This is a genomic window from Pseudoalteromonas sp. MMG024 (genome assembly GCF_021654175.1).
GTDB lineage: Bacteria > Pseudomonadota > Gammaproteobacteria > Enterobacterales > Alteromonadaceae > Pseudoalteromonas.
This window is the reverse complement of sequence record NZ_JAKFZO010000018.1, coordinates 1-26,851: the sequence shown is the minus strand read 5'-3', so window position 1 is coordinate 26,851 and position 26,851 is coordinate 1. Positions and strand designations below refer to the sequence as shown.

The following is a 26,851-nucleotide window of genomic DNA, read 5'->3' as shown; positions in this document are numbered from 1 at the left end:
TATTTATTCTCTAGTGAGAAGACACCATGGGCAACAGGTTGAAGCCGCTTTTCAAAGTAAATCTCGCTGTAGGTTTACTGATAACATTAGCTGGCTGTAATACAACAAATAAAATAACGTCAGATTATCGGGCTAACATAAATACCCCCGAAGCATGGCAGGCGCAAAGCCAATACTTGGCTGTGAAAGGTAATTGGTTGAACGAATTGCAAAATACGCAAGCGTTCGAGTTGGTTGAAAAAGCACTTGTGAATAACCGCAGTTTGCAGCAAAAGGCATTAGATATTGCCGTTTCGAAGCAACAACTTATCGTGACTGGTAGTGATTTATGGCCAACACTTGATTTATCGCTTGCAAGTAATCGCCGCTATAATCCAACCACAGACAGCTACTCCAATGGTAATGGGCTAGACCTAAATTTATCTTATGAATTAGATGTTTGGGGAAAACTATCGGCAAAAGAGCGAAATGCTAATTTAAATGTGATGGCATTAGAGGCCGATTACTTATCGCAAAAACAAGCATTAATTGCTGCTGTCGTTAAAGCCTGGTTTGGCGTAATTGAGGCAAATAATCAAGTTGCACTTCTAAACGAACGGCTTGTGCTTGCGCAACAAAATTTAGAGATCATTGAGTCGGGGTACCGCCAAGGACTCAATGACGCACTGGATGTGTACTTAACACGTAACGAACTTAACAACGAAAAATCTCGCTTAGTTGCGCAGCAAAATACGCAAGTAGAGCGCATTAGGGATTTAGAGTTGCTGCTTGGTGACTACCCATCAGGTTTACTTTCGGTGACTGCTGAGCTGCCGTTATTAACATCAGATATTCCACTTGGTATGCCGTCAGAGTTAATCACTCGAAAGCCATCGCTTATTGCAAGTTGGTACAGTTTGCTGGCAAAAGATGCGGCGCTTGCCTATGCCCATAAACAGCGTTTCCCTAGTTTAAAACTGACCGGCAGCATTGGGCCAGATAGCAGTGATATCAGTGATTTGCTGGCTGGTGGTAATGTTGCGTGGTCGTTGGCGGGGTCACTTACTGCGCCATTATTTAATGCGGGCCGCTTACAAGCCAACGAAGAAAAAGCATTGCTTGAACTTAATAAACAAGAACTTAGCTATTTAGATACTCTCTATTTAGCATTCCAAAGTGTTGAAAATGGCATTTCAGCTGAGCGTAATTTGCAGCAAAGGTACGAATCAACTTTGCTCGCTGCTAATAACGCTAAGCTTGCTGAAACCTTATCATTTGAGCAGTACTTGAAAGGTTTGGTGAGTTATACCACGGTACTTGATGCGCAGAAGCGTTCTTTTGACGCACAAAGTAGCTTAATAACAATAAAAAATTTACTGATAGCAAACCGTGTTGACTTACATGTTGCACTCGGTGGCGATTTTAACGTCGCAGAAATAAAGGAAAACGCTAATGCCAATTAATAAAACACGATTCCCACGTTTTGTAATGCCAGTTTTAATTTTGATTTTGGCGGGCATTATCGTCAGTGTTATTTTTAAAAATCCACCCAAAGCAAAGCGTTTTGGTGGCGCTAAACAAGCGCAGCTTATTGTTGATGCAAAGACTATTGAACCGCGTTCTTACCGAGTACAGGTAGCAAGCTATGGTATTGTAAAACCGCGCACGCAAAGTGTTTTGGTGGCACAAGTGTCAGGCGAAATCAGCTTTATCAGCGATAGCTTGCGCGATGGTGGCTTTTTTGAAAAGGGTCAAATGTTACTCAGCATTGATGAGCGCGACTATCTTGCTGAAGTAAAAATTGCAGAGGCCAGTTTATTATCGGCAAAGCAAGCGTTAGTTGAAGAGCAGGCGAGAGGAAAACAAGCGCTGGCTGATTGGCAGCGTTTAGGAAGTGGCGATGCACCCAGTGATTTAGTGTTGCGTAAACCGCAATTAGCCGCGCAGCATGCCAATGTGTTGTCGGCGCAAGCAAAACTTGAAAAAGCACAGCTTGCGCTAGAGCGCACAAAAATTGTTGCGCCATTCTCTGGGCGTGTACTTAAAAAGCACGTTGATATTGGTCAGGTGGTGTCAAACAATACCCAACTTGCCGAGATTTTCGCCACCGATAAAGTCGAAATTCGATTACCGATTAATAATAAAGATTTAGCCTTTATAAATTTGCCAGAAGTGTATCAAAGTGGTGAAAAAACCAATCAAAATAGCCTTGTTACGTTTAATTCTGATTTAATTGGCGAGCAAACATGGCAAGGCACCTTAGTGAGAACGGAAGGGGCAATTAATGATGCGTCACAACAACTTTATGTAGTTGCTCAAATTGAAGACCCTTACTCAACGCCGGTATCGGGACAAAATCCAGTGAAAATAGGCCAATATGTTAGTGCAACTATTAAAGGTCGTGAAATTCCAAACGCCTTAGTCATTCCAAATAACGCGATTTATCAAGGTAGCTACGTTTATGTGTTGGATAAAGAAAATCAATTACTAAGAAAAGATATCTCTCTTGCTTGGCAGGGCGAAAGTGAGAGTTTGGTCGCGACCGGTTTAATGGCGAATGAGCGCTTGGTAGTAACACCGCTTGGTCAAGTAAGTAGTGGCACACGTGTTGCTGTTATTGGTGAAGCACCAGCAAAAAAACGCGACTCAGAGCAACGCGTAACTAAGTTAAAAGAAATTGCAAAACAGCGCGGAATTACCGTAGAGCAATTAAAAGCTGAACGTAAAGCCATGCGTGAACAGGAGAAAGCACTATGATCGCCTGGTTTACTCGCAATCATGTTGCCGCAAACTTGTTGATGATCAGCATTTTAATCGGTGGCCTGTTTTCGCTAACAACACAATTACCGCTTGAAGTGTTCCCGTCGTTTGAAACCGACCGCATTAGCGTCAGTATGTCATTGCGCGGCGCAACACCGGAAGATGTAGAGCAAGGTATCACTATTCGCATAGAAGAAGCGGTGCAGGATTTGGAAGGCATTAAAGAAATCCGCAGTCGCTCCTCTGAAGGTTCGGCGTCAGTCACAATCGAAGTCGATTCAGGTTACGATCCTCGCGATATGCTGGCTGACATAAAAAGTCGCGTAGATGCAATAAATACCTTTCCAAGTGATGCCGAAAAGCCAGTAGTATCTCTTGCCCAGCGCAAACGCGATGTGATTAACGTGACTGTGTCGGGCAATTATTCAGAGAAAGAAACCCGTGAATTTGCCGAAAAGGTTCGCGATGATTTATTACGTATTCCGGGCGTAACCCAACTTGAACTGGATGGTGTTCGGAACTATGAAATTGCGGTCGAAATAAGCCAAGATAAACTGCGCCAATATCAATTAAGCATTGCTGATATTAGTAATGCGATTGATCGTTCAAGCGCTGATATTTCGGCAGGTAATCTACGCTCAAGTGGCGGTGATATTTTACTGCGCTCAAAAGGGCAAGCGTATTACAAAGATGAATTTGCAAGTATTATTGTAAAGAGCTTGCCAGATGGCTCACTGATCCGTTTATCTGATGTGGCTAATATTCAAGATGGCTTTGAAGAGTCACCCGTTCGTACGCGCTTTAATGGTAAACAAGCTGCGTTTATTGAGGTGTATCGCATTGGCGACCAAAGTGCGATTGATGTGGCTGATAAAGTAAAAGATTATATTCAAAGTCAGCAAGGAAAATTACCGGCAGGGTACGAGCTAAGTTACTGGGATGATGACTCTGTTATCGTCAAAAATCGTATTTCAACATTAACCTCAAATGCAATGCAAGGCGGCATTTTAGTACTTGCTTTATTGACGTTATTCTTACGTCCCGCAATTGCGTTTTGGGTATTTATTGGTATTCCTGTGTCATTTATGGGCGCATTTTTAGCGATGCCACTTTTTGGTATCACACTTAATATTATGAGTTTGTTTGGCTTTATATTGGTACTTGGTATTGTTGTTGATGATGCCATTGTTACCGGAGAGAATGTTTATACTCACTTAAATGGCTCTGAGTCCGGAGAGGAAGCGGCCATAAAAGGCACACAAGAAGTTGCAACACCAGTAACGTTTGGCATCTTAACCACAGTAGCGGCGTTTTTACCGCTCGCATTTATTGATGGGGCTCGTGGCGCTTTATTCGCACAAATTCCGGTTGTTGTGATCCCTGTTCTGCTCATGTCGTTGGTGGAATCTAAATTTGTATTACCGGCTCACCTTAAGTACTTAAAATTGCGTAAGGAAAAAGGGCAGGTAAGCAAATTTAGTCAGTTTCAACAGAACTTTGCTGATGGCTTTGAACGCAAAATTTTCAAATACTACCGTCCTCTTCTAAATAAAGCGGTGAGTCATAAAGGCATCACATTATCTTTATTTGTGGCGGTGTTTTTTATTATTTTGTCATTGATTATGAGCGGCTGGACTAAATTTATTTTCTTTCCGCGAATTCCGAGTGAAACTGTGCGTGCAAACCTCACTTTACCAACAGGTACGCCTTTTAACGTGACGGCAAAATACATTGACTTAATGGCTGATAAAGCAGAGGTATTGCGAGAAAAGTATCGCGATCCCGATACCGGAGAGAGTGTTATTATAAATGTACTAGCTACCACGGGCGGACGCGGTGGCGCAACAAACACCGGTGGTGTGCGTTTTGAAATAACGCCACCAGAATCTCGCGCCCTTGATATTGGCTCGCGCGAATTGGTATCCGAGTGGCGCGGTTTAATCGGGCAAATTCCAGGTGCCGAAACGCTAACATTTAGAGCCGAAATTGGTCGTTCAAGCGATCCAATAGATGTGCAACTAACGGGCATGTCACTGACTACTTTGCAGGAAGTGGCGGACCAAGTTAAAAAGCATTTGGCAACGTACCCTACCGTTTTTGACATCGCAGATAGCTTAAGTGATGGTAAGCAAGAGTTACAATTGGAGCTTACTGCACAGGGTAAGGCGCTGGGTTTAACCCGTACGGATGTAACACGTCATGTACGAAATGCATTTTTCGGTGTTCAGGTGCAGCGTATTCAACGTGGTAGAGACGATGTGCGCGTAATGGTGCGTTTACCACTCAGTGAGCGCAGTTCACTCACTACATTAAATGCGTTGCTGATTGATACGCCAAGCGGTGGTCAAGTACCGTTAAATCATGTGGCAACATTAACTCCGGGTAAAAGCCCATCAAGCATTTATCGTATTGACCGTTTCCGTACGGTAAATATCACCGCGGATATTGAAAAAGCCAATACGAATATGACCGTGTTGCAGGCAGAGCTAAAAGACTTTTTAGATGGCTTAGTTGCAAAGTATCCTGGTGAGCGTCATTCACTGGAAGGTGAAGCAAAAGAGCAGCGCGAGTCGTTTAGTTCGCTTGGGTGGGCACTAATCTTCGTATTTTTTGTCATTTATGCGCTGTTAGCGATACCTTTTAAATCGTATATTCAACCGCTTATTGTAATGAGTGTAATTCCTTTTGGCATGATTGGTGCGGTGCTAGGCCATTGGATCATGGCAATGGAATTAACCATTATGAGTTTACTCGGTATGCTTGCGTTAATTGGCGTAGTGGTTAACGACTCCTTGGTATTGGTTGATTATATTAATAAACGACGAAACGATGGTCATGATCTTATGGAAGCCGTGTTAACTGCAGGTGTATCGCGCTTTAGACCAGTAATGCTTACAAGTATTACCACGTTCTGTGGCTTAATGCCGTTATTGTTTGAACAGCAAACTCAAGCGCAGTTTTTAATTCCAATGGCCGTATCACTTGGCTTCGGCATCATTTTTGCCACGTTAATTACGCTAATTCTGGTGCCAGTAAATTACTTAATTGTTGAGAAGTTAAAGACGGGGTATGCAAAACTAACCGAGACAAATCAGCAAACAGAGCTTAAGTAGCGAGTTACCTAGTGCACTAAATATAGCGTACTGAGTGTACTTAAATTTATCGCATTCGAATGGCTATATTTGAGACTTTACGCATATTTGGTTGGTACTAAATCTGTTGATGTTCCTGTTGCAATAGGTTCGTTAATCAAAAACGCCATTTATAAAAAGGAGCTTCGGCTCCTTTTTTATTATTATGATAAAAATTTTTCGTGATTACATTTAGTCACATGCCTTTTTCTATCTCACTGATAAATAAGTATTAAAAATACTATTGCAGTCAAATCAATAAACCTCTTATTAATATTTTGTATACAAAAGTGTAAAAAAGTATTAATTTATGTAGAAAGTATACAATATATTTTATATAAATTAACGCGTGTTACGAACTCTCACATCAGTAACACGTACGTAAATTATTTTTATAAATGGCGAGTAAAATAATGAAAACAAATAAATGGGGTTCTCAAACGGGCTTTAAAAAGGCATTACTACCTTTCACGATTTCTTCACTTCTGCTTGGTGCACCAGCACTTATGGCTGCCGAAGAAGATGCAGCAGCAGAACAAGTAGAACGTATTGCAATTACTGGTTCGCGTATTAAACGCGTTGATATGGAAGGGGCGTCACCGGTTATTTCAATTACTGCGGCCGATATGGAATTATCGGGCTTTTCAACAGTAAGTGATGTTTTACGTAACTCAACACTAAACAGTTTTGGCTCATTTGGTGGCGCATCAAACAATGGGTGGAGCTCGCAAGCGCAAGTTGCACTGCGTGGTGCCGATCCTCGTCAAACTTTGGTTTTAATCGATGGCGTTAGACTGACTAAATCACCAGTTACGGGCGGCTCTGCAAACTTAAACATGATCCCAACTGCGGCAATTCAGCGCATTGATATTCTAACGGATGGTGCATCGGCAGTTTACGGTTCAGATGCCGTAGCGGGTGTAATCAACGTAATTTTAAAACGCGATTATGAAGGTGCAGAGTTCTCAGCAAAACTTGAAACGCCAGACACAATCGATAGCGGCGATTCGCAGCGTTATACGTTTACAGCGGGTGGTTCGTCAGATAAAACATCGTTTGTATTTGCTTGGGAGCACTATAAAGAAGAGCAAGTTCTTTACGCTGACTTACCTTATGCTAAAGCGCAACTTAAAGAGGAAGGGTTAGATCCACGTTATCTTGATAACTGGCATGGTATTAGCCCAACAGGTCGCGCATTAGAGCAATGGAGTAACGGTTGGGTAACGCAATCGCTAAACCAAGAAAATAACTGTGATGTATATAACGGCCAAGGTTCTGGTACATTTATCGGTCCATTAACGCGTTTATCTGATGAGAGCTACTCGATTTGTGGTTACGACTGGACGCAAGCGGCACAAGTTTTACCAGAAACGCGTCGTGACTCTGTAATGGCTAACTTCACTTATTCATTAACTGAAGATACAAGCATGTTTGTTCGCGGTATGTGGATGAACCAAAACACAGTCGATGTTTCGGCAGGTGATCCTGCATGGTTCCCAGTAAATGACGCATTACCTGCACGCACAATTACCACATCAGATGGTACAACACTTAACTTAACGCCAGTAGAAGCGGGCGGTTGGTTTGGCTACCGTATGAATTCAGCGGGCGACCGTACTGCAGATCACAATGACAATTCGCTTGATTTAGCAGTAGGTTTTGACGGTAACTTTGGTGATATTTACTGGGATTTAAGTGCTAACTATGCGCGCTATGATGCATTTACTTGGGGCACAAATTACACAAGTACGCCACAGCTTTCAGGTTCAGTAGGTGGTTTTGATGACGACGGTGTATGGCAAGGTTGGGATCCGCGTGACCCTGAATCTCGTCCGCCAGCATCAGTATCAGCTAACTTTGATAAGTTCCGACGTGCAACACAAACAGCTGTTCGCGGTGGTTTACAATTTGATATCGTAGAATTGCCGGCAGGTGCACTGTCAACTTATGTTGGTGCATCACATACCCGTGAAACTTACTACAGCAAAATCGATGGTCAGGCTGAAGCGGGTAACGTAAGTGGCGGTAACGGCGGTAGCGGTGGTGTTGGTTCACGTACTGTTTCTGCAGCATTTACTGAGGTTGCTATTCCTGTTATTGAAGGCATGGAAGTGAAACTAGCCGCTCGTTATGACGATTACAGCGACTTTGGTGGCACATTTAATCCACAAGCAAATATTAGCTACCGTCCAATCGATAGCCTATTACTTCGCGCATCAATAGGTAGTGGTTTCCAAGCACCATTATTAACCGATTTATACAGCGATGTAGTGCGTGGCTATGCTGAAAACGAAGTCGATTTTATTGGCTGTTACCAAGATGGCATTAGTATTGGTGATTGTGAATATCGTACATCTTACTGGGCAAGTTCAGGTGGTAACCCAGACTTAGAGCCAGAAGAATCAGATAACACTAACCTGGGTGTAGTTTGGCAGTTCTCAGACGGTTGGTCTCTTTCAGCCGATTACTGGACGCTTGATGTAGAAGGTCGTGTAGATACGATTGACCATGAATTACTGCAAATTATGCAAATTCAAATTTGGGAAACTGAAGGCCAAAACGTACCAATTTCAGCGCGTTTACCGGGTGTTGATATTCTTTACCGTGGTGACAATGTTTCTGAAATTATTAGCCCATTAGCAAACGCTGGTTTACGCGAAAGTGCTGGTCTTGATATGACACTAACAGGTAAGTTTGACTTTGAAGCTGCAGGTGAACTTGATTTTGACCTAAATTGGTCGCACATGGTGGCGTACAAAACCAGCTTTATTAATGAAGAAGGTGGTGTAGAGCTTGGTGAAGATGAACTTGGTGATGTTTACCGTCCACAAGATAGAATCAACGCTAACATTACTTGGTCACTTGGCGATCACGCTGTAAACCTGTACTCATACTACATTTCTGCACAAGAAAATGCTTATGTTGATGAAAATGGTGAAAAGCAAGTTACCAATGAGCTGGATTCGTTTACTGGTCACAACTTAACGTACACCTATAACGCGCCGTGGGATGCAACAGTGTCAATTGCTGCGTTAAATGTACTTGATGAAGATACGCCACGCGAAACCAGTTCACCGCGTGAACCTGTGTTATCGCTTTATGATGTACGTGGTCGCGTATTTACGTTGAACTACACGCAGCGTTTCTAATATCAACCTAATAATTAACTCTCTTAATTTCCCTGGAGTTAGTTAGTGAAAGCCCAGTTATAATAACTGGGCTTTTTTTGTTGTTGCAGTTGTAAAGGGTGGAGTGGTTAGTTATGTGGCCATGTTTGTGTGCCATTAACCGGTAATTCAGTTTGACTTAAACTCGAGCAATAACCTGTACCGTCACTTGTGTAAAATACTTCTGCTAGTTCGTTAAAACCATTCGATTTTACCTGTGTTTGCGCTTTATCTGATACGGTGAATCCGTACATGGTAAACCACTTGGTTAAATCAAGTTGTGTAATGTTGCTCAATGAAATATATAGCCAATCGTTGCGCGCAATACTGGCAACTTCCGCTCGGGTGTAATTGGCAAAGCCCAAGCCTACTTTTTTACTTTCCCACGTGCTATCTGAATCATCAGCTCGATAAAATTCTCGCTCCCAAATATGCAGACGTGGGTAAACAAACCAGCCGTTATTTAGCGTGTTTTGTGCTTGTGCAGCCATCATAAGCTGCATGTAAATAGCATGGTGCTCAGACCAGCTTTTCGTTAAGTTAGCTTGCATATAAGCGACAGGGTCGGCATCAAGTTTACTTTGCTGCAGCGTATTAAATAGCGCTTTAAACGGTAGGCTTTGGCAGCTTGCAGACTCACCTGTTTCATCTTCGTAAACTGATTTACTAAAGTACGAATAAAAGTTTGTATTGGAGTGACCGCCATAGCCTTCAAAGCGCATGCTACCACGTTCTATGCCATGGCCAAGTTCGTGTAAGTCACCATGACCCATTGGGCTAAAGTTCCAACCTGCATCATATGGGTTGCCACTACAACCCCAGCCACAAGTGGGTTGGTCGGCATTCATGTGCTTAACAATATCAATGGTATCAACGTCCAAACCTCGAGCGGTTACAAAGTAGTGTATTTCTGGTTCAACATCAATGCCTGGTCCTTTAAAGCCTGCAAGCACATGCACTAAGTTATGAGTATAGCGAGATGTTGCATTGGCAAAGTCAGATGCCACAGGCCAAATGCTACCAGCTAGCGAGGCTTCTAATTTAGTCAGTTTCGAATGCACTTCAAAGCCGGGAGTTGCAATTTCTGCCCAGTCATAATCGCCGCTTGCCATACGCTCTGCAAAAATGGCGTCGTCAGCTTTATTGCGCCAGTGCGGGTGACGACCAATGTGGGTAAAGCTAAAGCTCACATCCACATCTTTTTTATTAAATGCGATTTGAATTGGCCCACCATAACTTGAAGTAAGGGTAACTGATTCGTTGGGTTTTACTTCAATTTTTTGTGTTTGCAGTAAATAAGGTCGGTTGTATTTATTCTCATTAAATATATGCGTTGCGCCGGTACGCAGCGTATTAATAAACACGTGGGTTGATACTTCTTGGTTGTCGGTACGTGTCACGGTAAAGCTTTGCCCAGGAATAGCGTACACCCCAGCAGAGCGAAAGTATGGTTTTGCCGTTAGCGTAACGGAAGCATGCTCTGGGGTAATGTGACTGAAATCAGAGCGACTAAAGTTACCCATATCTGGCTGAATAGGGTTGATATCTCGTACATTGTAAACCGCGTAATCGGCATACAACGATTTAAAAAATGAGGTAGTGTCCGTCGCGGTTTTATCCATCGGGAAACTAACCGTTTGGCGATAATGATCAGCCAGTAAAATCAGCAGTTTATTTAAACGATAGTCAGCACTGGTAAAAATATTACGTTTTTCACTATCAAACCTGTTAAACATTGCTTTAACGGCATCGGCACCGGCAAAAAATTCGCTCTGAGTATTTGATTCTGCAGGGCAGCTGCGCGTTTCACAATTTGATAAATCGACATTAAAGTTACCCGCTTTAAAATTATTTAACAGGGTATTTATTGCCACCATATCGCTTGGCAAGGTATTAAATACTGTACTTGGATTAAAGTCATCTAAGTAAAGCTTCCACCAATAGTTATCATTTTGATGGCTAATATTTAGCAGTTGTAATAACTTACGGCCATGATCGCCTATACCACCATCATACTGAATGTATATTACAGGGATATCTTGTTCAAGTGCCGAGCTAACTGCATCTAAAATGGCTTGTTTGTCATCACCATCACGCACCATACGAGAAATGATAATCACATCGGGCTTAGCGGCAATACACTGAGCCAGTTTATTGCCATCGCAATCACCTGCTTGGTTGTAAGACACATTACTGTAGTTATTATCAAGCCACGCGCGCGTTAAACTGCGGTCTCTAAACCAGTAGCTTTCATCAAGCTGAGTTAGCACCACATTAAATTGGTTTTTAGTGGTTGTGGATGTTTGTGTAAGCCAATCAAATGCATTGGTCATAAAGGTTAGCATTTGGTCGTTTACCGTGTTTCTAAATGGGTTGCCACCATATGCGAGGTATCTGCCTGTGTTTTCAGTTTTACTGCCGGCAATGGCGATAGGTAATATTCTATCTGACCCGCCAGATTGATTTGAGTTGGTGGTGTAAAGCACTGTATCGTTAAACGGGTATTGGCCTTGTAAAATCGCTGCGTCATGCGTTGGGTCCCAATCAATCGCGGTTAGCACGCCACCTTGTGCATTTTGTTTAAACAATTGTGATTTAATCGTGTTAAAGCGCGCCTTATGTGACGATAACTCGTTAATAGAGGCATTTAAGATGGTATCACTATCCTTAACAACTAAGGCATTGCCGGTTTCAATGGCAATTGTCAGCCAGCTCTTTTCAACTTCTAAAGTGAGTGATTGAGTATTACTTTCTTTACCGTCAGATAAGCTAAACGTTAATTGCTGTGAGCCAACATTGTCATCATTCGCACTGCCCGTAAGCGTCTTAGTATTTTGATTAAATGAAAGCCATGTTGGTAAATTAACCGGAGTAACAGTGATTGTATCGTTATCATCGTCTTTAACGTCTAGCGCTAGGCTAAATAGTTCATCCGCTCGTGTTTTAGCTGTTGTAGTGAGTAGTACAGGCAGATTGTTAATTGCTTCAACGGTTATCTCAATAGTGAGTGTGGCTTCGGCCTTACCGTCAGATACGCTAATTGCAATATTAGAGTACGTTGCCACGTTATCCTTAGTTGGCGTACCAAATAGGCGGCCCGTTTTATTATCAAAACTTAGCCAATTTGGTAAGTTTTTCACGCTAAAGTTAAGACTATCCCCATCGCTATCTTTCGTGGTTGGAATAAATTCGTAAGCAGTGTTTACTACCGCATTATTAGGTGTACCTGAAATTTCAGGTGGGTTATTGGTAATTGGCGCAGCATCCACGGTAATGCTCACGGTCATACTCGCAGTATCTTTGCCGTCATTAACGGTAATTATAATATCGTTATAGGTACCAACGTTTTGTTCATGCGGCGTTCCGTAAACTTCACCCTTAATAGTATTAAACGCAGCCCAACTTGGCAGATTACTTACACTAAAGCGTAACGTGTCTCCATCAGCATCATTTGCGGTGGGAATAAATGAGTAAGCAGTGTTTACTACCGCATTAGATGGTGTACCTGAAATTTCTGGTGGGTTATTGATAATTGGCGCCGCATCAACCGTAATACTCACGGTCATACTCGCAGTGTCTTTGCCGTCATTAACGGTAATTACAATATCATTATAGGTACCAACGCTTTGTTCGTGCGGCGTGCCGTAGATTTCACCTGTTATAGTATTAAACGCAGCCCAGCTTGGTAGATTACTTACACTAAAGCGTAACGTGTCTCCATCAGCGTCACTTGCGGTTGGAATAAATGAGTAAGCAGAGTTAGCTTGTGCATTCGTAGGTGTGCCTGATATAACAGGTGCGGTATTTGTAAGTTCGGCGGCTAATACAGTAATCGAAAAGGTTATTTCACTTTGTAGCTTGCCGTCACTTACAGTTAGGTTGATATTATTGTGTTGTCCAACATTTTCGCTTGATGGGGTGCCACTAAAAGTGGTGTTTGATTCATCAAACGAAAGCCACGTTGGAAGATTATTAACCTCAAATGTTAGCGTATCGTTTTCTTTATCGGTAACAGAAAGCACAAATGTATATGCTTTGTTTTCATATGCGTTTGGCGGTGTACCTGAAATTTCAGGCGCTGTATTGGTTTCTTGTGAGTCAATGACTTGAAGGCTGTATGTATACGTCGATGAGCCTTTGCCATCCGATGCAATCAATTCGAATGTAATACTTCCTAAATCCGTTGCGGCTGGTGTGCCTGTGAGTATATTGTTAGAAAGCGTCAACCAATTTGGCAAATTGTTCGCACTTATTGAAACAAGGTCGTTGTCTTTATCGCTAACAGTTGGCTTAAACTCGAACATTTTGCCAACAAAGGCATTGTCTGGCTCGCCAGTTAACGTAGGAGGAGTGTTGAGTACTATTTGCGTATTCTCTTCGCTGCTATCGCCACCACCACAGCCCGATAACGTAAGAGAAACGGCAGCAAGAAAGATTGCACTGATGTTTTTCATTGTTATTGTTGTTAATTTTGCATTTAAGTTGAGTTTTAACTCTAACATTTGTGCAATAACAGAGGTATAACCAAAAAGTTGGTTTTTTAAGCTATGGATCAAAAAGTTAGCTTAAGGTAGGAAGGGAAACATAAAGCAAAGAAAGGTGTTCCCAAAAGTGCGGTATCAGGTGTCAGCCCTTGAACCCTAAGGCTCAAGGCGGAGCGCAGTTAGTTACCGTAGGCTTCTCGGTACATGCCGAGCTTGCGCAATAGTAATCTGAACTGAGTTCCTAAGAAAAGTTTATCGGCTCAGGGACGTAACCTTTCTCCAACACTCGAGGGAACATCTTTATTATAAGAAATATTGCCGAGATAACTAGTGCAAATCTAAGATTGTTTGATCAAGTGCAGCAAAAGTATTCAAATTGTGTGTGTTTTCAACACTATTGTCTAAAACAATGGCGTGAATAGGGCGTCAGTGTTAGCATTATCATTGAACTACAGCAACTCAAATAGCGCGTTATGTCACAAGATTATCAAGCAACTCAAGTTACTCTCGAACAAAATGAACTGTTTATTATGCCAAGCGAAGTACACGGCGTTATTACCGGCTTACTTGCTTGCGGCATTGATATTGAAGATAAAGAATACCTAACAATTTTAAGCGATGTGTTTAATGACGGCATCGCATTTTCTGGCGATCTGAAAAAGTTATTGGTGGGCTTTTATAGTCAAATTCGCAGCACGCTAGACAATCGAGAACTGCAATTTGAGTTGTACCTGCCAGACGAAGATGAATCGCTACATGACAGAGCAAACGCTTTAGTATCATGGGTGTCAGGTTTTCTACTGGGCTTTGGTTTAAAACAAAAAGACTACGGCAAGTTATCCGCAGAGGTAAAAGAAGTTATTCACGACTTTACCGAGATTAACCAAATGGATACAACCTTTGATGAAAGCGAAGAAGATAAACAAGCGTTTCACGAAGTAGTTGAATATGTGCGTATTTCGGTGCATTTATGTTTTGCTGAACTCGGCAAAATTGAACAGCAAAACGCCGCGGTTAACACCACCATTCACTAAGCAGTAGGAAGTAATATGACACACCCACTTTCAATTTCAGTTGAAGAAGTAAATGCGCGTCGCAGTAAATTACTTGATGCAATGGCAGATAACTCAGTTGCGATTATTCCTGCCGCTGTTGAAATAACCCGTAGTCGTGATACTGAATTTGCGTTTCGCCAAGACAGTGATTTTTTCTATTTAACGCAATTTCCAGAGCCTGACGCAGTGCTCGTACTGGTAAAAGGCGAAACGGCAGAGTCGCACTTATTTTGTCGCGAGAAAGATAAATTAGCAGAGATTTGGTGTGGCCGTCGTATCGGTGCTGAAAAAGCAAAACAAGACTACGGTTTTGATAATGCATTCACATTAGCAGAACTTGACGACAGCTTGATTGGTTTAGTGTCTGGTAAACAAACACTTTATTACGCACAAGGCACTTATAAAGAATTCGATGACAAAGTGTGGTCGCTGTTAAGCACATTACGTGGTGCGCCAAAGCGTGGCTGGAAAGCACCAACGGTGATTAGTGATATTCGCAGCGCTTTGCATGAAATGCGCTTGTTTAAATCAGACGCAGAACTTGCAATTATGGCTAAAGCAGGTGAAATCAGTGCACAAGGCCATATCCGTGCGATGCAATTTGCTAAAGCGGGAGCCACTGAATACCAATTAGAAGCTGAACTTCATCACCATTATGCAATGAATGGTGCGCGTCATCCAGCGTATGGCACTATTGTTGGCGGCGGCGATAACGCTAACATTTTACACTACACCGAAAACAGCGATGTACTTAATGATGGTGATTTAGTGCTGATTGATTCTGGTTGTGAGCTAAATGGCTATGCAGCAGATATTACCCGTACCTTCCCAGTAAATAGCAAGTTTAGTGACGCGCAGCGTGAAGTTTATAACTTAGTCTTAAAAGCGCAGCTAGCGGCACTTGAAATGGTAAAACCAGGCAATACCCTAAAACAAACTGCTGATGTTGTGGTGCGTATTTTAACGCAAGGATTAGTTGATTTAGGTATTTTAAACGGCGATATCGACAGCCTGATTGCAAACGAAAAATACAAAGATTACTACATGCATGGCTTAGGCCATTGGTTAGGGTTAGATGTACACGATGTTGGTGAATATAAATTAGACGACCAAGACCGCCCATTTGCGCCAGGCATGGTACTGACGATTGAACCGGGTTTATATATTGCTAACGATAGCGATGCGCCAGAGAAGTACCGCGGTATTGGAATTCGCATTGAAGATGATGTAGCCGTTACAGAACAAGGTCATCAAAACCTCACTGCAAGTGTGCCAAAAGCAATTGACGAAATTGAAGCAATAATGGCTCAGTAACCTCAGGTATAAAGCTATGTTCGACATTGTAATTGTAGGCGGTGGTTTAACTGGTGCGTGCGCAGCCCTTAGCTTAAAATTGCGCAACCCAAAGTTAACTATCGCGGTGATAGAAGCGTTTGTTGCAACTGATGAAAGTCAACCAAGCTTTGACGACCGCAGTATTGCATTGGCAAGTGAATCATTTAAATATTTATCGGCACTTAATTTGTTAGATGCAAATAATGACTTTACTGCCGCAATAAACGATGTATTAGTATCTGATCGCGGCCATTTTGGTACAACCCAAATATCGAGCGCAGAATATCAAGTACCAGCGCTTGGTTATGTGGTTGAGGTAAGACCATGGGGCCAACAATTACATAAAAAGATGGCATCACAAGGTATAGAATTGTACTGCCCAGATAAGGTGAGTACTTACCAACAGCACGTGAGCAGAGTTGATCTCACGCTTGAATCAGGCGCTGAGATTACCACCAAATTGATGCTGGTGGCAGATGGCGCGCATTCTAAAACATTGGCGCCATTGCATATTCATACCGAAACCCTTGATTATGATCAAGTGGCACTGATCGCCAATATTGAGGTGGCAGACGGTCACCACAATAAAGCATTTGAACGTTTTACAGAAACAGGCCCAATGGCACTATTACCAATGACGAAAAACCGTTTTTCATTGGTGTGGTGTGTTAAACCAGAACAGCAAGAGACCTTATTAGCACTGCCAGATGACGAATTTATAGCACAATTACAGACATCATTTGGCTATCGAGCGGGACTTTTCACCAAAGTGGGTATGCGTGCAGCGTATCCTCTTAAAGTGGGTAAGCCGGAGCGTTTAATGCATCATCGCGTTGCGATTTTAGGCAATGCTGCTCACCTTGTTCATCCTATTGCAGGTCAAGGCTTTAACCTTGGTTTGCGCGATGTGATATTACTTGAAAAGCTCGTGACTGACGCGCTTGCAGCAAAACAAGATATTGGCGATGTAAGTTTGCTTAATCGATACCAAGTTGAGCGAAATCAAGATGTTGACACTGTGTTGTGGTTAACTGATGCTCTCGTTAGAGGGTTTTCTAATGATAACCGTGCGTTTGCATTAACGCGCAGTCTTGTTTTAACCGCTATGGCCAAGTGTAAACGTGTAAAAGCGCCACTAGCAAAACAACTGATGGGGAATGTAGGTTAGTGAAACAGGTTCAAGCAATTGTTGTTGGTGGTGGCTGCATTGGTTTAAGTGCAGCGCTAGGCTTAGCTAACCTTGGCAAAAAGGTGTTATTGATTGATGCAGGCAAGCCAGCTCAGGTAGATAGCGACGAATTTGGTTTACGAGTCAGCGCGATTAGTAAAGCAAGCCAAGCACTTTTTGAAAAGCTAGGGATTTGGCAGGGCATTCAAGCACAGCGATTAGCTGCTTACACAAATATGGATGTACGCGATAAAGATTCAATTGGTCGCATTCACTTTGCCAGTAACGAACTCGACTTATCTGAGCTTGGTCATATTGTCGAAAACGAGGTGATCCGTCAGGCGCTGATCACGCAATGTGAAAAAAACGACAATTTAGAAATTTTGTTTGAAACACCGTATAGCAGCATTCATCAAACCGATGAACAAGTATTGGTTACGCTTGCTTCTGGTGAGCCGGTTATGGCGGAGCTGTTAATTGCGTGCGATGGTGCAAACTCAGCAATTCGCAGCCAATTTAAAATGCCAATTACGTTTTGGGATTATGACCATCACGCGATAGTGGCAACAGTAACAAGCCAAGTTCCACACGCAAATACAGCGCGCCAAGTGTTTTTACCTACAGGCCCGCTCGCATTCTTGCCATTACCTGAGCAAAATACCCACTCAATTGTGTGGTCTACTTCGCCGGAACATGCCAAACAACTATTGGCAATGGAAGAGGGCGAATTTAATAAAGCACTTACTGTTGCATTTGATAGTGAACTAGGTTTATGTTGTGTAAATAGCCAACGACTCAGTTTCCCACTTAAAATGCGCTATGCAAGAAAGTGGGTCGAAAATCGCGTAATTTTAATGGGGGATGCGGCGCATACCATTCACCCGTTGGCTGGTCTTGGCATGAATTTGGGCTTAAAAGATGTAGCAAAATTACTACAGTTAGTTGCAGATGACCAAAGTAATGTATTTGCCAATGGCAAGCTATTGCGTCAATACGAAATGGCACGAAAAGCCGATGCACAAACGCATATTGCAATGATGCAGGGTTTAAAAGAGCTGTTTGAAGGCAGCAACCCAGTTAAAAAGCTGATCCGTGGCATTGGTTTAAATGTGGTTGATGCCGCTAAACCAATAAAGCACTTGTTTGCTGAAAAAGCATTGCAATAACGCCTCTCAGTTTGGCGCATAATGCGCCAAATCTTTGCACTTATGTCTATCTCTCAAACAGCCATCGGACCTCTCGATACATATAACAACGCGTTAGCTAATGGTTTTAAACATGATGTGGCGCAAGCGGTTGCTGTTACAGCGCTGCAAGATTGTTATTTAGCTTTGGAAAATAAGCGAAAAGCCGTAACAGGCGTGTATTTATATGGCCCTGTTGGACGCGGTAAAACCTGGTTGATGGACAGTTTTTTTAATGCATTAACAGTGCCTGCAAAACGTCAGCATTTTCATCACTTTATGCGCTGGGTGCATCAACGTTTATTTCAATTAACAGGTCGTGAAAACCCGCTTAATGTGCTTGCAAGTGAACTGGCAAGTGAAGTTGATGTACTGTGTTTTGATGAATTTTTTGTTAGCGATATTGGCGATGCAATTTTATTAAGTGGTTTGGTACAGGCGTTTTTTGACCAAGGTTTAGTGCTGGTGGCCACCTCAAATCAGCACCCTAATGCGCTTTACGAAAACGGTTTTAATCGTGAAAGGCTGCTTACTGCGATTAATGCGTTAAAACAACATATGCATGTGTTAAGTGTTGATGGTGGACAAGATCATCGCTTACACCCAGGTGAAAAATTTTGTCGTTATTGGGTTAACCAAGCAAGCGCATTAGAGACGAGTTTTACTAATACGTATTTGGCATTGGACCAGCAGCAATTGATAACCACTCCGTTTGAGCTAGGTCATCTGCAAATTCCAATACGTAAGCGCAGTGAGCAATTGCTTTTATGTGATTACAATGCGTTATGCGAGCAATCATTAGCGGCGGTAGATTTTATCGCTTTATGTGATTCGTTTAAGGCCATATTTTTAGACAAGGTACCGCAACTTTCATGTCAGTCAGTTACTAAGCAAATAGCGCGGGGCACGGAAGATGGTGCTGTACGTGTTGCTGCTGGCGATCGTGAATTGCCAATGCTGTCGCGAAAAGACGATGGCGTGCGCCGCTTTATCGCGTTAGTTGATGAGTGCTATGACCGTTCAATTCCACTTTACATTAATGCCGGTGTGCCTTTAGATGAACTATATACGCAAGGCATTTTGGCGTTTGCATTTAGGCGTACACTAAGCCGTTTAAATGAAATGCAGCTTACGCGTTTTCAGTACAAAGCTTAAGCAAAATACTGTGTAAACAAAGTATTATTGAAAATTCAGTGTTTTACATGAGCAAGATCAAGCAATTTTAAAAAAGTTTATCTAACCTGAACTCGGGATATGAAGTTAACTAACAATTTGTATTATATATATTTTATTATTTTAAACCTGCTAGCTTGATAATTTTTCTTAGGACAAGGCAAATTTGTGCGTTAATAGCGGAGCCTATTGCAAACAAATTTAACGCAGTAGTAAGAAAAAGAAGCTGCTAGAAAGTAATTTGTTATTCCGAGCTCAGGTTATCTATACTGTGTAACGGAACCAATAATAAAAAAGGAAACACAATGAGCCTAGCGACAGAACAAATCACCGATTTAGAATTACTTTTGAAATTTCCTACAGCGAGTGCGATGCAAGGTCTTAAAATTCATCATGATGCGCCAGAAAGTATGCAGGCCTCGGCAAAACGTTTATTTGATCGTGGCATTATTGATCAAGTAGATGGTGGCTATCTAACCGAGTTAGGTCATGAACTTCAACAACACGCGTTACATTTAACCAACGCATTAAAATAATACCGCGCTAAATAAACAGTCCAAAACCTGTCTAGATTGGTGTAATCTAGACAGGCTACGTTAAATAAGGACTGTTATGTTTAATCTTAAATTTCCCCTTTTATCTGTTTGTTTGTTGAGTAGTTTTGCGTCTTATAGTGCAATTTATAAGTGCGAAATTGATGGTGTATTAACGTTTAGTGATACCCCATGCAGTGATAAATACGAGAAAATCGAAGTCAGTCCACAGGTAATCAAAAAGCGCCCGCAGTCGGGTGCAAAACAAAATACCGATTCAACCGATAACTACGTTAAATCACGCCAGTTAAAGCGCGAGATAGATAAAGTGAAAGCGCGTATTAAAAAGCTACAAAAAGACATGGATGCCGAGATAAGCGAGGTTAAAAACATGACTGTGCGTACTGCAAATAACCTTTACGGTGCCACTCGTTCAGAAGCGTTAGCACTTGAAATGAATGCCATTACAGAACGTTACAAATCGTCTATTGAGTTAGAGCAAGGTAATTTAGAACGTTTGCAAAAAGAGCTAAATAAGCTTAATAACAGTAGTCAAAGCAGCGGTTTTAGCGGTAACTCACACGAGCAAGAATTAAATCGCATTGGCAGTTATGTTGAACAGCGCGCGGTAGAGCGAAAAATAGCGAATAATAATGCGCAAATAAAGCGTTTACAGCGTGAAATGAATGACGAATTAGCAGCGTTAAAAAATCAATCTGGACAAGCCAAAAGCAATATTGCTGGCGCCAAACTGCAGCAATCGCTGGCACAAGAAATGGCCGCAATTAACAAACAATATCAAGTAAAAATCGATGCGGTGGCAAAAGATAATACACTGCTACGAGCACAAAAAAATAAAGCGCCAAAATCATTCTCGCAGGATTTTAACGGTGATGGAGAACAATAAATACCGTTATGCCACCTTTTGACAATTTTGAATTAATTGTTATCTAGCTAAGTGTTTGACTTAGTTTAGTTATTTGTTTTTACAAATCCTGTCTTTTTGACATGTTATAAGATGTGATAACCAAATATAGCTACGTAAACTAGCCTTTTTGATGGTTGAAAACTGTTCAATCAAACATTGCTTAACCTGAGTTCAGGTTGCTTAGCCAATTCATTAAAGAGGAACTTAACATGGCTGATTCAAGTTTATATTTGGTAAAACTGCAATTTAAACCCGATGCACTAGGTGCAGGATCTATGGTGTTACAGCTAGCCGTTAATCCAAGCACAGGTACTATTAACGGTGCAGCTGAAGGACATATTTTAGAAGGCACGCAGCATTCGCCAAGCTTTACAGGAAGTGGTTCAGGGCATTTGCATGCAACAGGCTTAGGCACAAGTACAAAAGTGGCGGCATTAACCGGTAATGCTGTTGTGTCATTCCCACCACCTGCGATTGGCAGTTATCAAACGAATTTCACCGCATCGCTTTCTGTTGATGATAACTGGAACGGTACAGGCAGTTTCTCTGTTGGTGATAATACCTATGCATGTCAGGTATCTATGATTGATTAATAGGGCTTGAAAACCCTATAAAAAATAAATGCGTCCCCTAAAAAAAAGCCTGTGAAAACATAGGCTTTTTGTTGGGTGCCAAAATATAAACGAGGTTAATTGCCAAGCTTATGTTTATACGTCCACAAATGCAGCATTTCGAGCGCAATGGTGGCGCCTGCAAGTGCGGTAATTTCGCTGTTATCGTAAGCGGGAGCCACTTCTACCACATCCATTCCTACAATATTCAGCCCTTTTAATTCGCGAAGAATATTGAGCGCTTTGTCGGTGGTTAAGCCACCGCAAACCGGTGTGCCCGTACCTGGTGCAAATGCTGGGTCAAGCGCGTCAATATCAAAGGTTAAATACACAGGTAACTCACCTACAGAGTGTTTAATCATCTCGGCAATCGTGTGTGCCGATAGTGCATTACTTTCAGCGCCATCAATCACTTTAAAGTCATGCTCAGCTTGGGTGTAATTAGTGCTAATACCCACTTGCACCGAACTGTTTTTGTCGATGAGTCCTTCGTTTGGCGCATGGTAAAACATGGTGCCATGATCATAATGACTGCCATTAGCATAGGTATGGGCATCAAAATGCACTAACGCCATTTTGCCAAAACGTTTTGCATGGGCACGTAAAAGCGGCAAAGTAACAAAGTGATCACCACCAAAACTTAAAAGGCTTTTACCTTGTTCGAAAAGTTGTGTTGCGGCATCTTCTACTTGTTGTGTAACACCTTCGCTATCGCCCGGTGCAAACACCAAGTCGCCTGCATCAATTACAGTACAACCTCTTTAAACCCATTTTTTCCTTTTATTCTGGTAATAAAGGGTGGAGGGATAAACTTAGCTAATTCGGCCTCATATTTAGCAAACTTATTATTACAAGAATCGCATTCGTTTATGGTAAACACGCTTTTATTCCCAAGCATCTCGGGAACGGAATGTGATCTATTATTGAACGTTACAGATTGGCTTTTGCAAAACCTACAAGTTTTGATATTCGTGCCAATTATTTTTTAGGCCAGTCCAAGTTATCTTTTTGAATGTGTGAAAATAAATTTTTATTCAAGTGGGCCTCTAACAATTGAATGTACAAAGATCTTAATGTCTGGACTGTTTATTGTCCAATAGAGGGAGGACTCTTAAGGGTATAGTTAAACCGAGAATTAATGGGACTGGAGTTGTTGATTGACGATAAAAACAAAAAAACCTGTGCAATGCACAGGCTTTTTATATTTGGTGGAGCTGGGGGGATTTGAACCCCCGTCCGAAAAGCGTCGACCTTCGGTCCTACATGTTTAGTATCGTCTTTTGGTTAACCTTTAAATCTCGGACGAACACGATAAGTAAAGGCGAGGCCGCTTAGTTTTAACGCTTCAACCCCGGCCAGGGTTTCCGTCGCGATCAGGTGTTAGGGTGACACTCCAAAATCCAGTCCACAAGAATACTTGGAAGGAGCGCTAGCGGCCTAAGCTGCTAGAGCGTAAGAATCGTCGTTTGCGATTACTTTAAATACGGCTTTTTTACGAGGCCAGCCGCACCTCGACATGCACCTTAGGCTTCATGAATCCCGTCGAATCCTAATCAGCCCCGATTCAGTCATAAGACATAAATCTTAGAATACTTTTCTATCGCCAGCAAAGCTAGTGATGGTGCGGATTGTAGCGGTATTGTATTGGTTTGACAACCTTTTTCCGTTTTTATCTTGTGTACCAGTTTGTGTATCAATTTTTTAAACTTATTAAATGGTTGAGGATAATTGTTGGCTAGTCATCAAAGTGGATGAAATTTTTATGCTTCATTAGATTTTCAATTGTGGGTATTTTTAAAATATTCTAGTTTTAATGTGTAATGCTGTATTGACTTAATTATTTATGTTGAATAAATTGTAACCACAAAAAATAACAAGGATTTTCAATGGTTAAGGGCACAATTTCATTTTTTAAATTAGACGACTTTGGTTTTTATAAGAAAGGGAAAGATCTGCCCGAAAAGGGCGACTTTAAGGAAATGGTTTTCAAGTTTCACGAGTGGGTCGAAAACTGTACCTCATATGAAGATACTTGCCCTTTTGATGGTAAGAAAAGGACATCTAATAAGTCACTCTTTTGTTTGAACACAACAGTTGATAATCAAACCGGTGATATGGTTGCTGTACTATGGAAAACTATAGGGGCACAAGGGGGCTCTGTTAGTGGAATTGATATAACAGCTTCACCGAATCAATCTCACATAAAAACTGTAGAAAAGGCGGCCAAAGATATTGTGTTTGGAGAACCAATGTATTACTGGTTTATTCCAAGTTTAAATACTTTCGCCTCGATTAGATTTGCAAACTCGGTATCAGATATAAATCTAGTTAAAAGGTATTTTAGGTCTTTTGTAAATCACTTTATGGAGTGTGAAGGGCGCCATGTCACGATGGAAGAAAAGGATGGTTTTAGTTACAAAAAAGTTACCTTTCGTGATAAAAACGGCGATGGTCTTCATTTTAAGTTCAATGCTAGTACGTTTAAACACAAAATGAATGAAGATCGTTTAGACGCTTTAAGAAAGCGAATTACTCATTTAGTCAAAAGGGATTATATTTCAGCAACAGGAAGTCAAGGTCGTGATCTTTGGTCTAAAATGACGAACGGACTCCCTTTAATTTCAGCACCAAAAACAAAAGATCATCGTAGAGTAGAATCGGTTTCAGAAATTCAACCATCACTAGAAGAACTAAGGGAGTTATTACAAATATATGAAAATTCAAATTTTGGTGGTTGGGAAAATATAGGTGTGCGAGTCGACGACTCTGAGAGGATTATTTGGTTAGATGAGTTTTCGGCTAGAGAATACATTGCTATGGATTACAAGCGAGATAATTTACCTATATTAACAGCAGAGCAGTTAATGATTAAATTGCAGTCTAGAAGGAGTGACTTAATTGCTACAATAGCTAAAGCTGCTGAGAAGGCCGCATAATGCGTTATATTTTAGCTATAAGTATCATATTTTTGGCTGTATGTTTTTATGGTGTTCAAGAATTAAAAATCGACTACACATATAATCTAATGAAGGAGCTGATTAATTATTTAACAGCCTCTTCAGGTGCAGTTTTTACAATCCTAGGATTATGGGTAGCTTATGTATACCCTAATGCAATCGTAAAAATTGTTAGGCCTAGTATTGATGAGATATTAAGTCCAGATGATGTAACAAGACTTAAAAGGATGTTGATTGTACTTTGTTTGTGTATCTTAATTATAGCGGTATCATTGATATTCCATTTGTCATATTTGTTCCTCAGCAAGACTTCTTTTTACTTACATAATGTTACACTGATTAAGAACTTAGCACTGACGATAGTTGGTTACATTTCAGTTTTGCAGTTAATTGTTTTTTATTTCGTTATTGCTACTAATATCAACTTTCTTCATGACCTCTATTCAAAGACGAATATGCAAGAAGTGAATGATAAACTATCTAAATAGTTTAGCCTTTAATTGCAATTTACTTCTCTATATAGGAAAGCAATCCAAAGATTGCTTTTCCTCAGCTTTGAGAATGTTTTTCATTTATAGTTCATTGTATTTATTAGACTTTCCAAAGCATTTTTCTACTGGATATTTTTCTCTATTTACGTGGAGCTTTCTTTGAGTTGCTTCAAGCAAGTCAATGTTAGTAATATCAGAAATACGCAATAAATAAATGAATATATCAGCAAGTTCTTCATTGACTTTTTCTTTTTGAACCTTTGAAAGATTGTTACTTTCTTTTTCTGTTAACCATTGGAAAATTTCCATTAATTCAGACGCTTCAACGCTTAAAGCCATACTTAAGTTTTTAGCAGAGTGAAATTTAGTCCAGTCCCTTTCCTGAGAAAATTGTTTGATTTTTTCCTGTAACGACTTAATTTCGTCCATTTCTAATTTCCTGCAATTCTTCAAGTGTTAGCCATGGTTTATAGCGGTGTATCATTGTATGGCAATTAGCGCAAAGCAGTGAAAGATCTTCTAGCCTAGTTTTTGAGGTTTCGCTGTTGGCTGAAAGAGGATTGTTATGGTGGCACTCAATATAACCTTTGCCTCGTTCACCATACATTTCATCAAAGTTGAACGAGCAAATTTCACACTCTAGCTTACCTTTCAACTTCATGGCAGACTCTTTTTTTAATCTTACAATTTCAGGATTTCTTTCTCTTCGAATGTGATTCCGATAAACAGGTCTACCTTCTATAACTTCTGGGTTATTAACTTCATCAAGGGTAAGTATATGATTTTTGTTGTTACCCAGTTCAATTGCAGATCCTTTTTTAAGAGTTGACTCTCTGACGCACTCTATAAAATGATTAGCAAAAAATTCACTGCCGAAGGGAAGGTTATACTTTCTTTCTATCAGTCTAATATCATATCTATGCGGATAAATATCATCTGGCCATACAGTATTTTCTGAATAGTACATTTGGCTAGTAATCTCGCACTTTACTAGAGAATGAATAACACCATTATAGTGTTTCGCATCTACTCTAGGGAAACCTCGAACTTTGTCTAGGTCTTCTGTTTGTAACAGTTGCAAATACTCAATAAAATACAGAGTGTCACCTATTGCTACATCTTTTGTTTTGACAGTACTAAAAATTGCTTTGTGACCCCAAACACCTTTAGAAAGTCCAATCTCTAAATTACTTCTTGCACTTTTTGGAACATATACTATCCAATCCATATTACCTCCTTTGATTAATGACTAAATGTTACTTGTTAGTTTGTGATAGATAAAGTTATAAATTTAAGTTATTTCAGTAGTTTAGTTGGGTAGTGGAGGGTTGTTGCGTAACCCCTTAGCAGCATGGATGCTGCGTCACTCAGAAGTTTCATATTAAACTATTCCCTCCTTTGATTAACTCTTTTATAGGCAAAACTAGCTTGAGTCGTTGGAACGACTCACACCCCAAAGCAACAAGCAAATCAAAACGAAAATTCAGGGATGAATGGTGATCGCCGAATGGACTCGGCGCTACAATGCTAATAAATATTCTATTAGTTGAAACAACCCATTTAAAGCTTTCCTTTTAAAGAGGAAAACTCCTAAAAATAGTTATTATGTGCACATACAGTTAGTTGTCGCATTAGCTTCGACGATTGTTGGATTCTCGTTTAATTTGATAACACGAGGCGGCAGCCAGACACCGCTAAAAGCGTTTGGAACAAGAGAAACAGCAACCAAAAGCTGATAAAATTTGGCATTGAAGGCGACCTTTGGGTCGCCTTTTTTGTTTGTTAGGAGTGCGCTTTTAAATACTTCATACATGTTGTGGTTAATTGGTTTTGATCAATCTGTATCTCTTCATCGATTACGATCGAGTTTTCCCAACAAGCTGAATGTAGGCTTT

At 41.0% G+C, this 26,851-nt stretch carries 16 protein-coding genes, 2 other RNA genes and 1 pseudogene; 13 read left to right on the top strand and 6 right to left on the bottom strand.

Annotation, left to right across the window (positions count from 1 at the left end):
• Nucleotides 1-26: 26 nt before the first annotated feature.
• From L1068_RS16295 to L1068_RS16280, 4 genes are all read left to right on the top strand, one after another.
• Nucleotides 27-1,442, top strand: coding sequence for an efflux transporter outer membrane subunit (locus L1068_RS16295; RefSeq protein ID WP_237131096.1), 1,416 nt, complete (start codon nt 27-29; stop codon nt 1,440-1,442).
• Entirely contained in the window at nt 1,432-2,736 is a 1,305-nt protein-coding gene (locus tag L1068_RS16290) for an efflux RND transporter periplasmic adaptor subunit (protein ID WP_237131095.1), read from the top strand. The genes L1068_RS16295 and L1068_RS16290 overlap by 11 nt, the downstream gene beginning before the upstream one ends.
• Complete coding sequence (locus L1068_RS16285) at nt 2,733-5,852, top strand: efflux RND transporter permease subunit (protein ID WP_237131094.1); 3,120 nt, start codon at nt 2,733-2,735, stop codon at nt 5,850-5,852. The genes L1068_RS16290 and L1068_RS16285 overlap by 4 nt, the downstream gene beginning before the upstream one ends.
• 431 nt (nt 5,853-6,283) lie before the next feature.
• Nucleotides 6,284-9,019 (top strand): TonB-dependent receptor, encoded by a 2,736-nt coding sequence (locus L1068_RS16280; RefSeq protein ID WP_237131093.1) that lies wholly within the window; start codon nt 6,284-6,286, stop codon nt 9,017-9,019.
• Nucleotides 9,020-9,126: 107 nt separating this feature from the next.
• On the opposite strand, the gene L1068_RS16275 is transcribed toward L1068_RS16280, so the two are convergent.
• Nucleotides 9,127-13,491 carry an ImpA family metalloprotease gene (locus L1068_RS16275; protein ID WP_237131092.1) on the bottom strand — a complete coding sequence of 1,455 codons (4,365 nt, stop codon included), beginning with the start codon at nt 13,489-13,491 and terminating at the stop codon, nt 9,127-9,129.
• A gap of 144 nt (nt 13,492-13,635) precedes the next feature.
• Nucleotides 13,636-13,818, bottom strand: a non-coding RNA gene (gene ssrS, locus L1068_RS16270) — 6S RNA.
• A 176-nt stretch (nt 13,819-13,994) separates the two neighbouring features.
• On the opposite strand from ssrS, the gene L1068_RS16265 reads away from it, so the two are divergent.
• The 8 genes from L1068_RS16265 (at nt 13,995) to L1068_RS16230 (ending at nt 21,490) form a co-directional block, all read left to right on the top strand.
• Complete coding sequence (locus L1068_RS16265; protein WP_010559630.1) at nt 13,995-14,555, top strand: UPF0149 family protein; 561 nt, start codon at nt 13,995-13,997, stop codon at nt 14,553-14,555.
• A 15-nt stretch (nt 14,556-14,570) separates the two neighbouring features.
• Nucleotides 14,571-15,890: a Xaa-Pro aminopeptidase gene (gene pepP / locus L1068_RS16260; protein WP_237131091.1), complete on the top strand. Its 1,320-nt coding sequence runs from the start codon at nt 14,571-14,573 to the stop codon at nt 15,888-15,890.
• Between the two features lie 16 nt (nt 15,891-15,906).
• Entirely contained in the window at nt 15,907-17,079 is a 1,173-nt protein-coding gene (gene ubiH / locus L1068_RS16255; protein ID WP_237131090.1) for a 2-octaprenyl-6-methoxyphenyl hydroxylase, read from the top strand.
• Nucleotides 17,079-18,245: an FAD-dependent oxidoreductase gene (locus L1068_RS16250; protein WP_237131089.1), complete on the top strand. Its 1,167-nt coding sequence runs from the start codon at nt 17,079-17,081 to the stop codon at nt 18,243-18,245. Before ubiH ends, L1068_RS16250 begins: the two co-directional genes overlap by 1 nt.
• A gap of 21 nt (nt 18,246-18,266) precedes the next feature.
• Nucleotides 18,267-19,418, top strand: a complete 1,152-nt coding sequence (zapE, locus tag L1068_RS16245) for a cell division protein ZapE (protein ID WP_237131088.1) — start codon at nt 18,267-18,269, stop codon at nt 19,416-19,418.
• Between the two features lie 323 nt (nt 19,419-19,741).
• Nucleotides 19,742-19,972 carry a TIGR02647 family protein gene (locus L1068_RS16240; protein ID WP_054980885.1) on the top strand — a complete coding sequence of 77 codons (231 nt, stop codon included), beginning with the start codon at nt 19,742-19,744 and terminating at the stop codon, nt 19,970-19,972.
• A 76-nt stretch (nt 19,973-20,048) separates the two neighbouring features.
• The gene (locus L1068_RS16235) at nt 20,049-20,876 is read left to right on the top strand and encodes a DUF4124 domain-containing protein (RefSeq protein WP_237131087.1); all 828 of its coding nucleotides are present in this window, start codon (nt 20,049-20,051) and stop codon (nt 20,874-20,876) included.
• A 230-nt stretch (nt 20,877-21,106) separates the two neighbouring features.
• Nucleotides 21,107-21,490, top strand: coding sequence for a DUF1842 domain-containing protein (locus tag L1068_RS16230; RefSeq protein WP_237131086.1), 384 nt, complete (start codon nt 21,107-21,109; stop codon nt 21,488-21,490).
• A gap of 95 nt (nt 21,491-21,585) precedes the next feature.
• Here the strand turns inward: L1068_RS16230 and speB are convergent.
• Together speB and ssrA are read right to left on the bottom strand one after the other, a co-directional pair.
• A pseudogene (gene speB, locus L1068_RS16225) lies at nt 21,586-22,257 on the bottom strand (agmatinase); the annotation flags it as partial.
• 457 nt (nt 22,258-22,714) lie between these two features.
• Nucleotides 22,715-23,069: a transfer-messenger RNA gene (gene ssrA / locus L1068_RS16220) on the bottom strand.
• Between the two features lie 325 nt (nt 23,070-23,394).
• Here ssrA and L1068_RS16215 point away from each other — a divergent pair.
• Nucleotides 23,395-24,444, top strand: coding sequence for a hypothetical protein (locus L1068_RS16215; protein ID WP_237131085.1), 1,050 nt, complete (start codon nt 23,395-23,397; stop codon nt 24,442-24,444).
• Nucleotides 24,445-25,037: 593 nt separating this feature from the next.
• Here L1068_RS16215 and L1068_RS16210 read toward each other — a convergent pair.
• A complete protein-coding gene (locus L1068_RS16210; protein ID WP_237131084.1) occupies nt 25,038-25,385 on the bottom strand; it encodes a nucleotide pyrophosphohydrolase in 348 nt (115 codons plus the stop codon).
• The gene (locus tag L1068_RS16205) at nt 25,372-26,184 is read right to left on the bottom strand and encodes an HNH endonuclease (protein WP_237131083.1); all 813 of its coding nucleotides are present in this window, start codon (nt 26,182-26,184) and stop codon (nt 25,372-25,374) included. Before L1068_RS16205 ends, L1068_RS16210 begins: the two co-directional genes overlap by 14 nt.
• Nucleotides 26,185-26,851 lie beyond the last annotated feature (667 nt).

What these genes read in the sequence shown, in the direction of transcription:
- L1068_RS16295 (WP_237131096.1), top strand. Translation starts at nt 27, where the DNA reads ATGGGCAACAGGTTGAAGCCGCTTTTCAAAGTAAATCTCGCTGTAGGT.
- zapE (WP_237131088.1), top strand. Translation starts at nt 18,267, where the DNA reads ATGCGCCAAATCTTTGCACTTATGTCTATCTCTCAAACAGCCATCGGA.
- pepP (WP_237131091.1), top strand. Translation starts at nt 14,571, where the DNA reads ATGACACACCCACTTTCAATTTCAGTTGAAGAAGTAAATGCGCGTCGC.
- ubiH (WP_237131090.1), top strand. Translation starts at nt 15,907, where the DNA reads ATGTTCGACATTGTAATTGTAGGCGGTGGTTTAACTGGTGCGTGCGCA.
- L1068_RS16290 (WP_237131095.1), top strand. Translation starts at nt 1,432, where the DNA reads ATGCCAATTAATAAAACACGATTCCCACGTTTTGTAATGCCAGTTTTA.
- L1068_RS16230 (WP_237131086.1), top strand. Translation starts at nt 21,107, where the DNA reads ATGGCTGATTCAAGTTTATATTTGGTAAAACTGCAATTTAAACCCGAT.
- L1068_RS16265 (WP_010559630.1), top strand. Translation starts at nt 13,995, where the DNA reads ATGTCACAAGATTATCAAGCAACTCAAGTTACTCTCGAACAAAATGAA.
- L1068_RS16285 (WP_237131094.1), top strand. Translation starts at nt 2,733, where the DNA reads ATGATCGCCTGGTTTACTCGCAATCATGTTGCCGCAAACTTGTTGATG.
- L1068_RS16205 (WP_237131083.1), bottom strand. Translation starts at nt 26,184, where the DNA reads ATGGATTGGATAGTATATGTTCCAAAAAGTGCAAGAAGTAATTTAGAG.
- L1068_RS16280 (WP_237131093.1), top strand. Translation starts at nt 6,284, where the DNA reads ATGAAAACAAATAAATGGGGTTCTCAAACGGGCTTTAAAAAGGCATTA.
- L1068_RS16275 (WP_237131092.1), bottom strand. Translation starts at nt 13,491, where the DNA reads ATGAAAAACATCAGTGCAATCTTTCTTGCTGCCGTTTCTCTTACGTTA.
- L1068_RS16215 (WP_237131085.1), top strand. Translation starts at nt 23,395, where the DNA reads ATGGTTAAGGGCACAATTTCATTTTTTAAATTAGACGACTTTGGTTTT.
- L1068_RS16210 (WP_237131084.1), bottom strand. Translation starts at nt 25,385, where the DNA reads ATGGACGAAATTAAGTCGTTACAGGAAAAAATCAAACAATTTTCTCAG.
- L1068_RS16235 (WP_237131087.1), top strand. Translation starts at nt 20,049, where the DNA reads ATGTTTAATCTTAAATTTCCCCTTTTATCTGTTTGTTTGTTGAGTAGT.
- L1068_RS16240 (WP_054980885.1), top strand. Translation starts at nt 19,742, where the DNA reads ATGAGCCTAGCGACAGAACAAATCACCGATTTAGAATTACTTTTGAAA.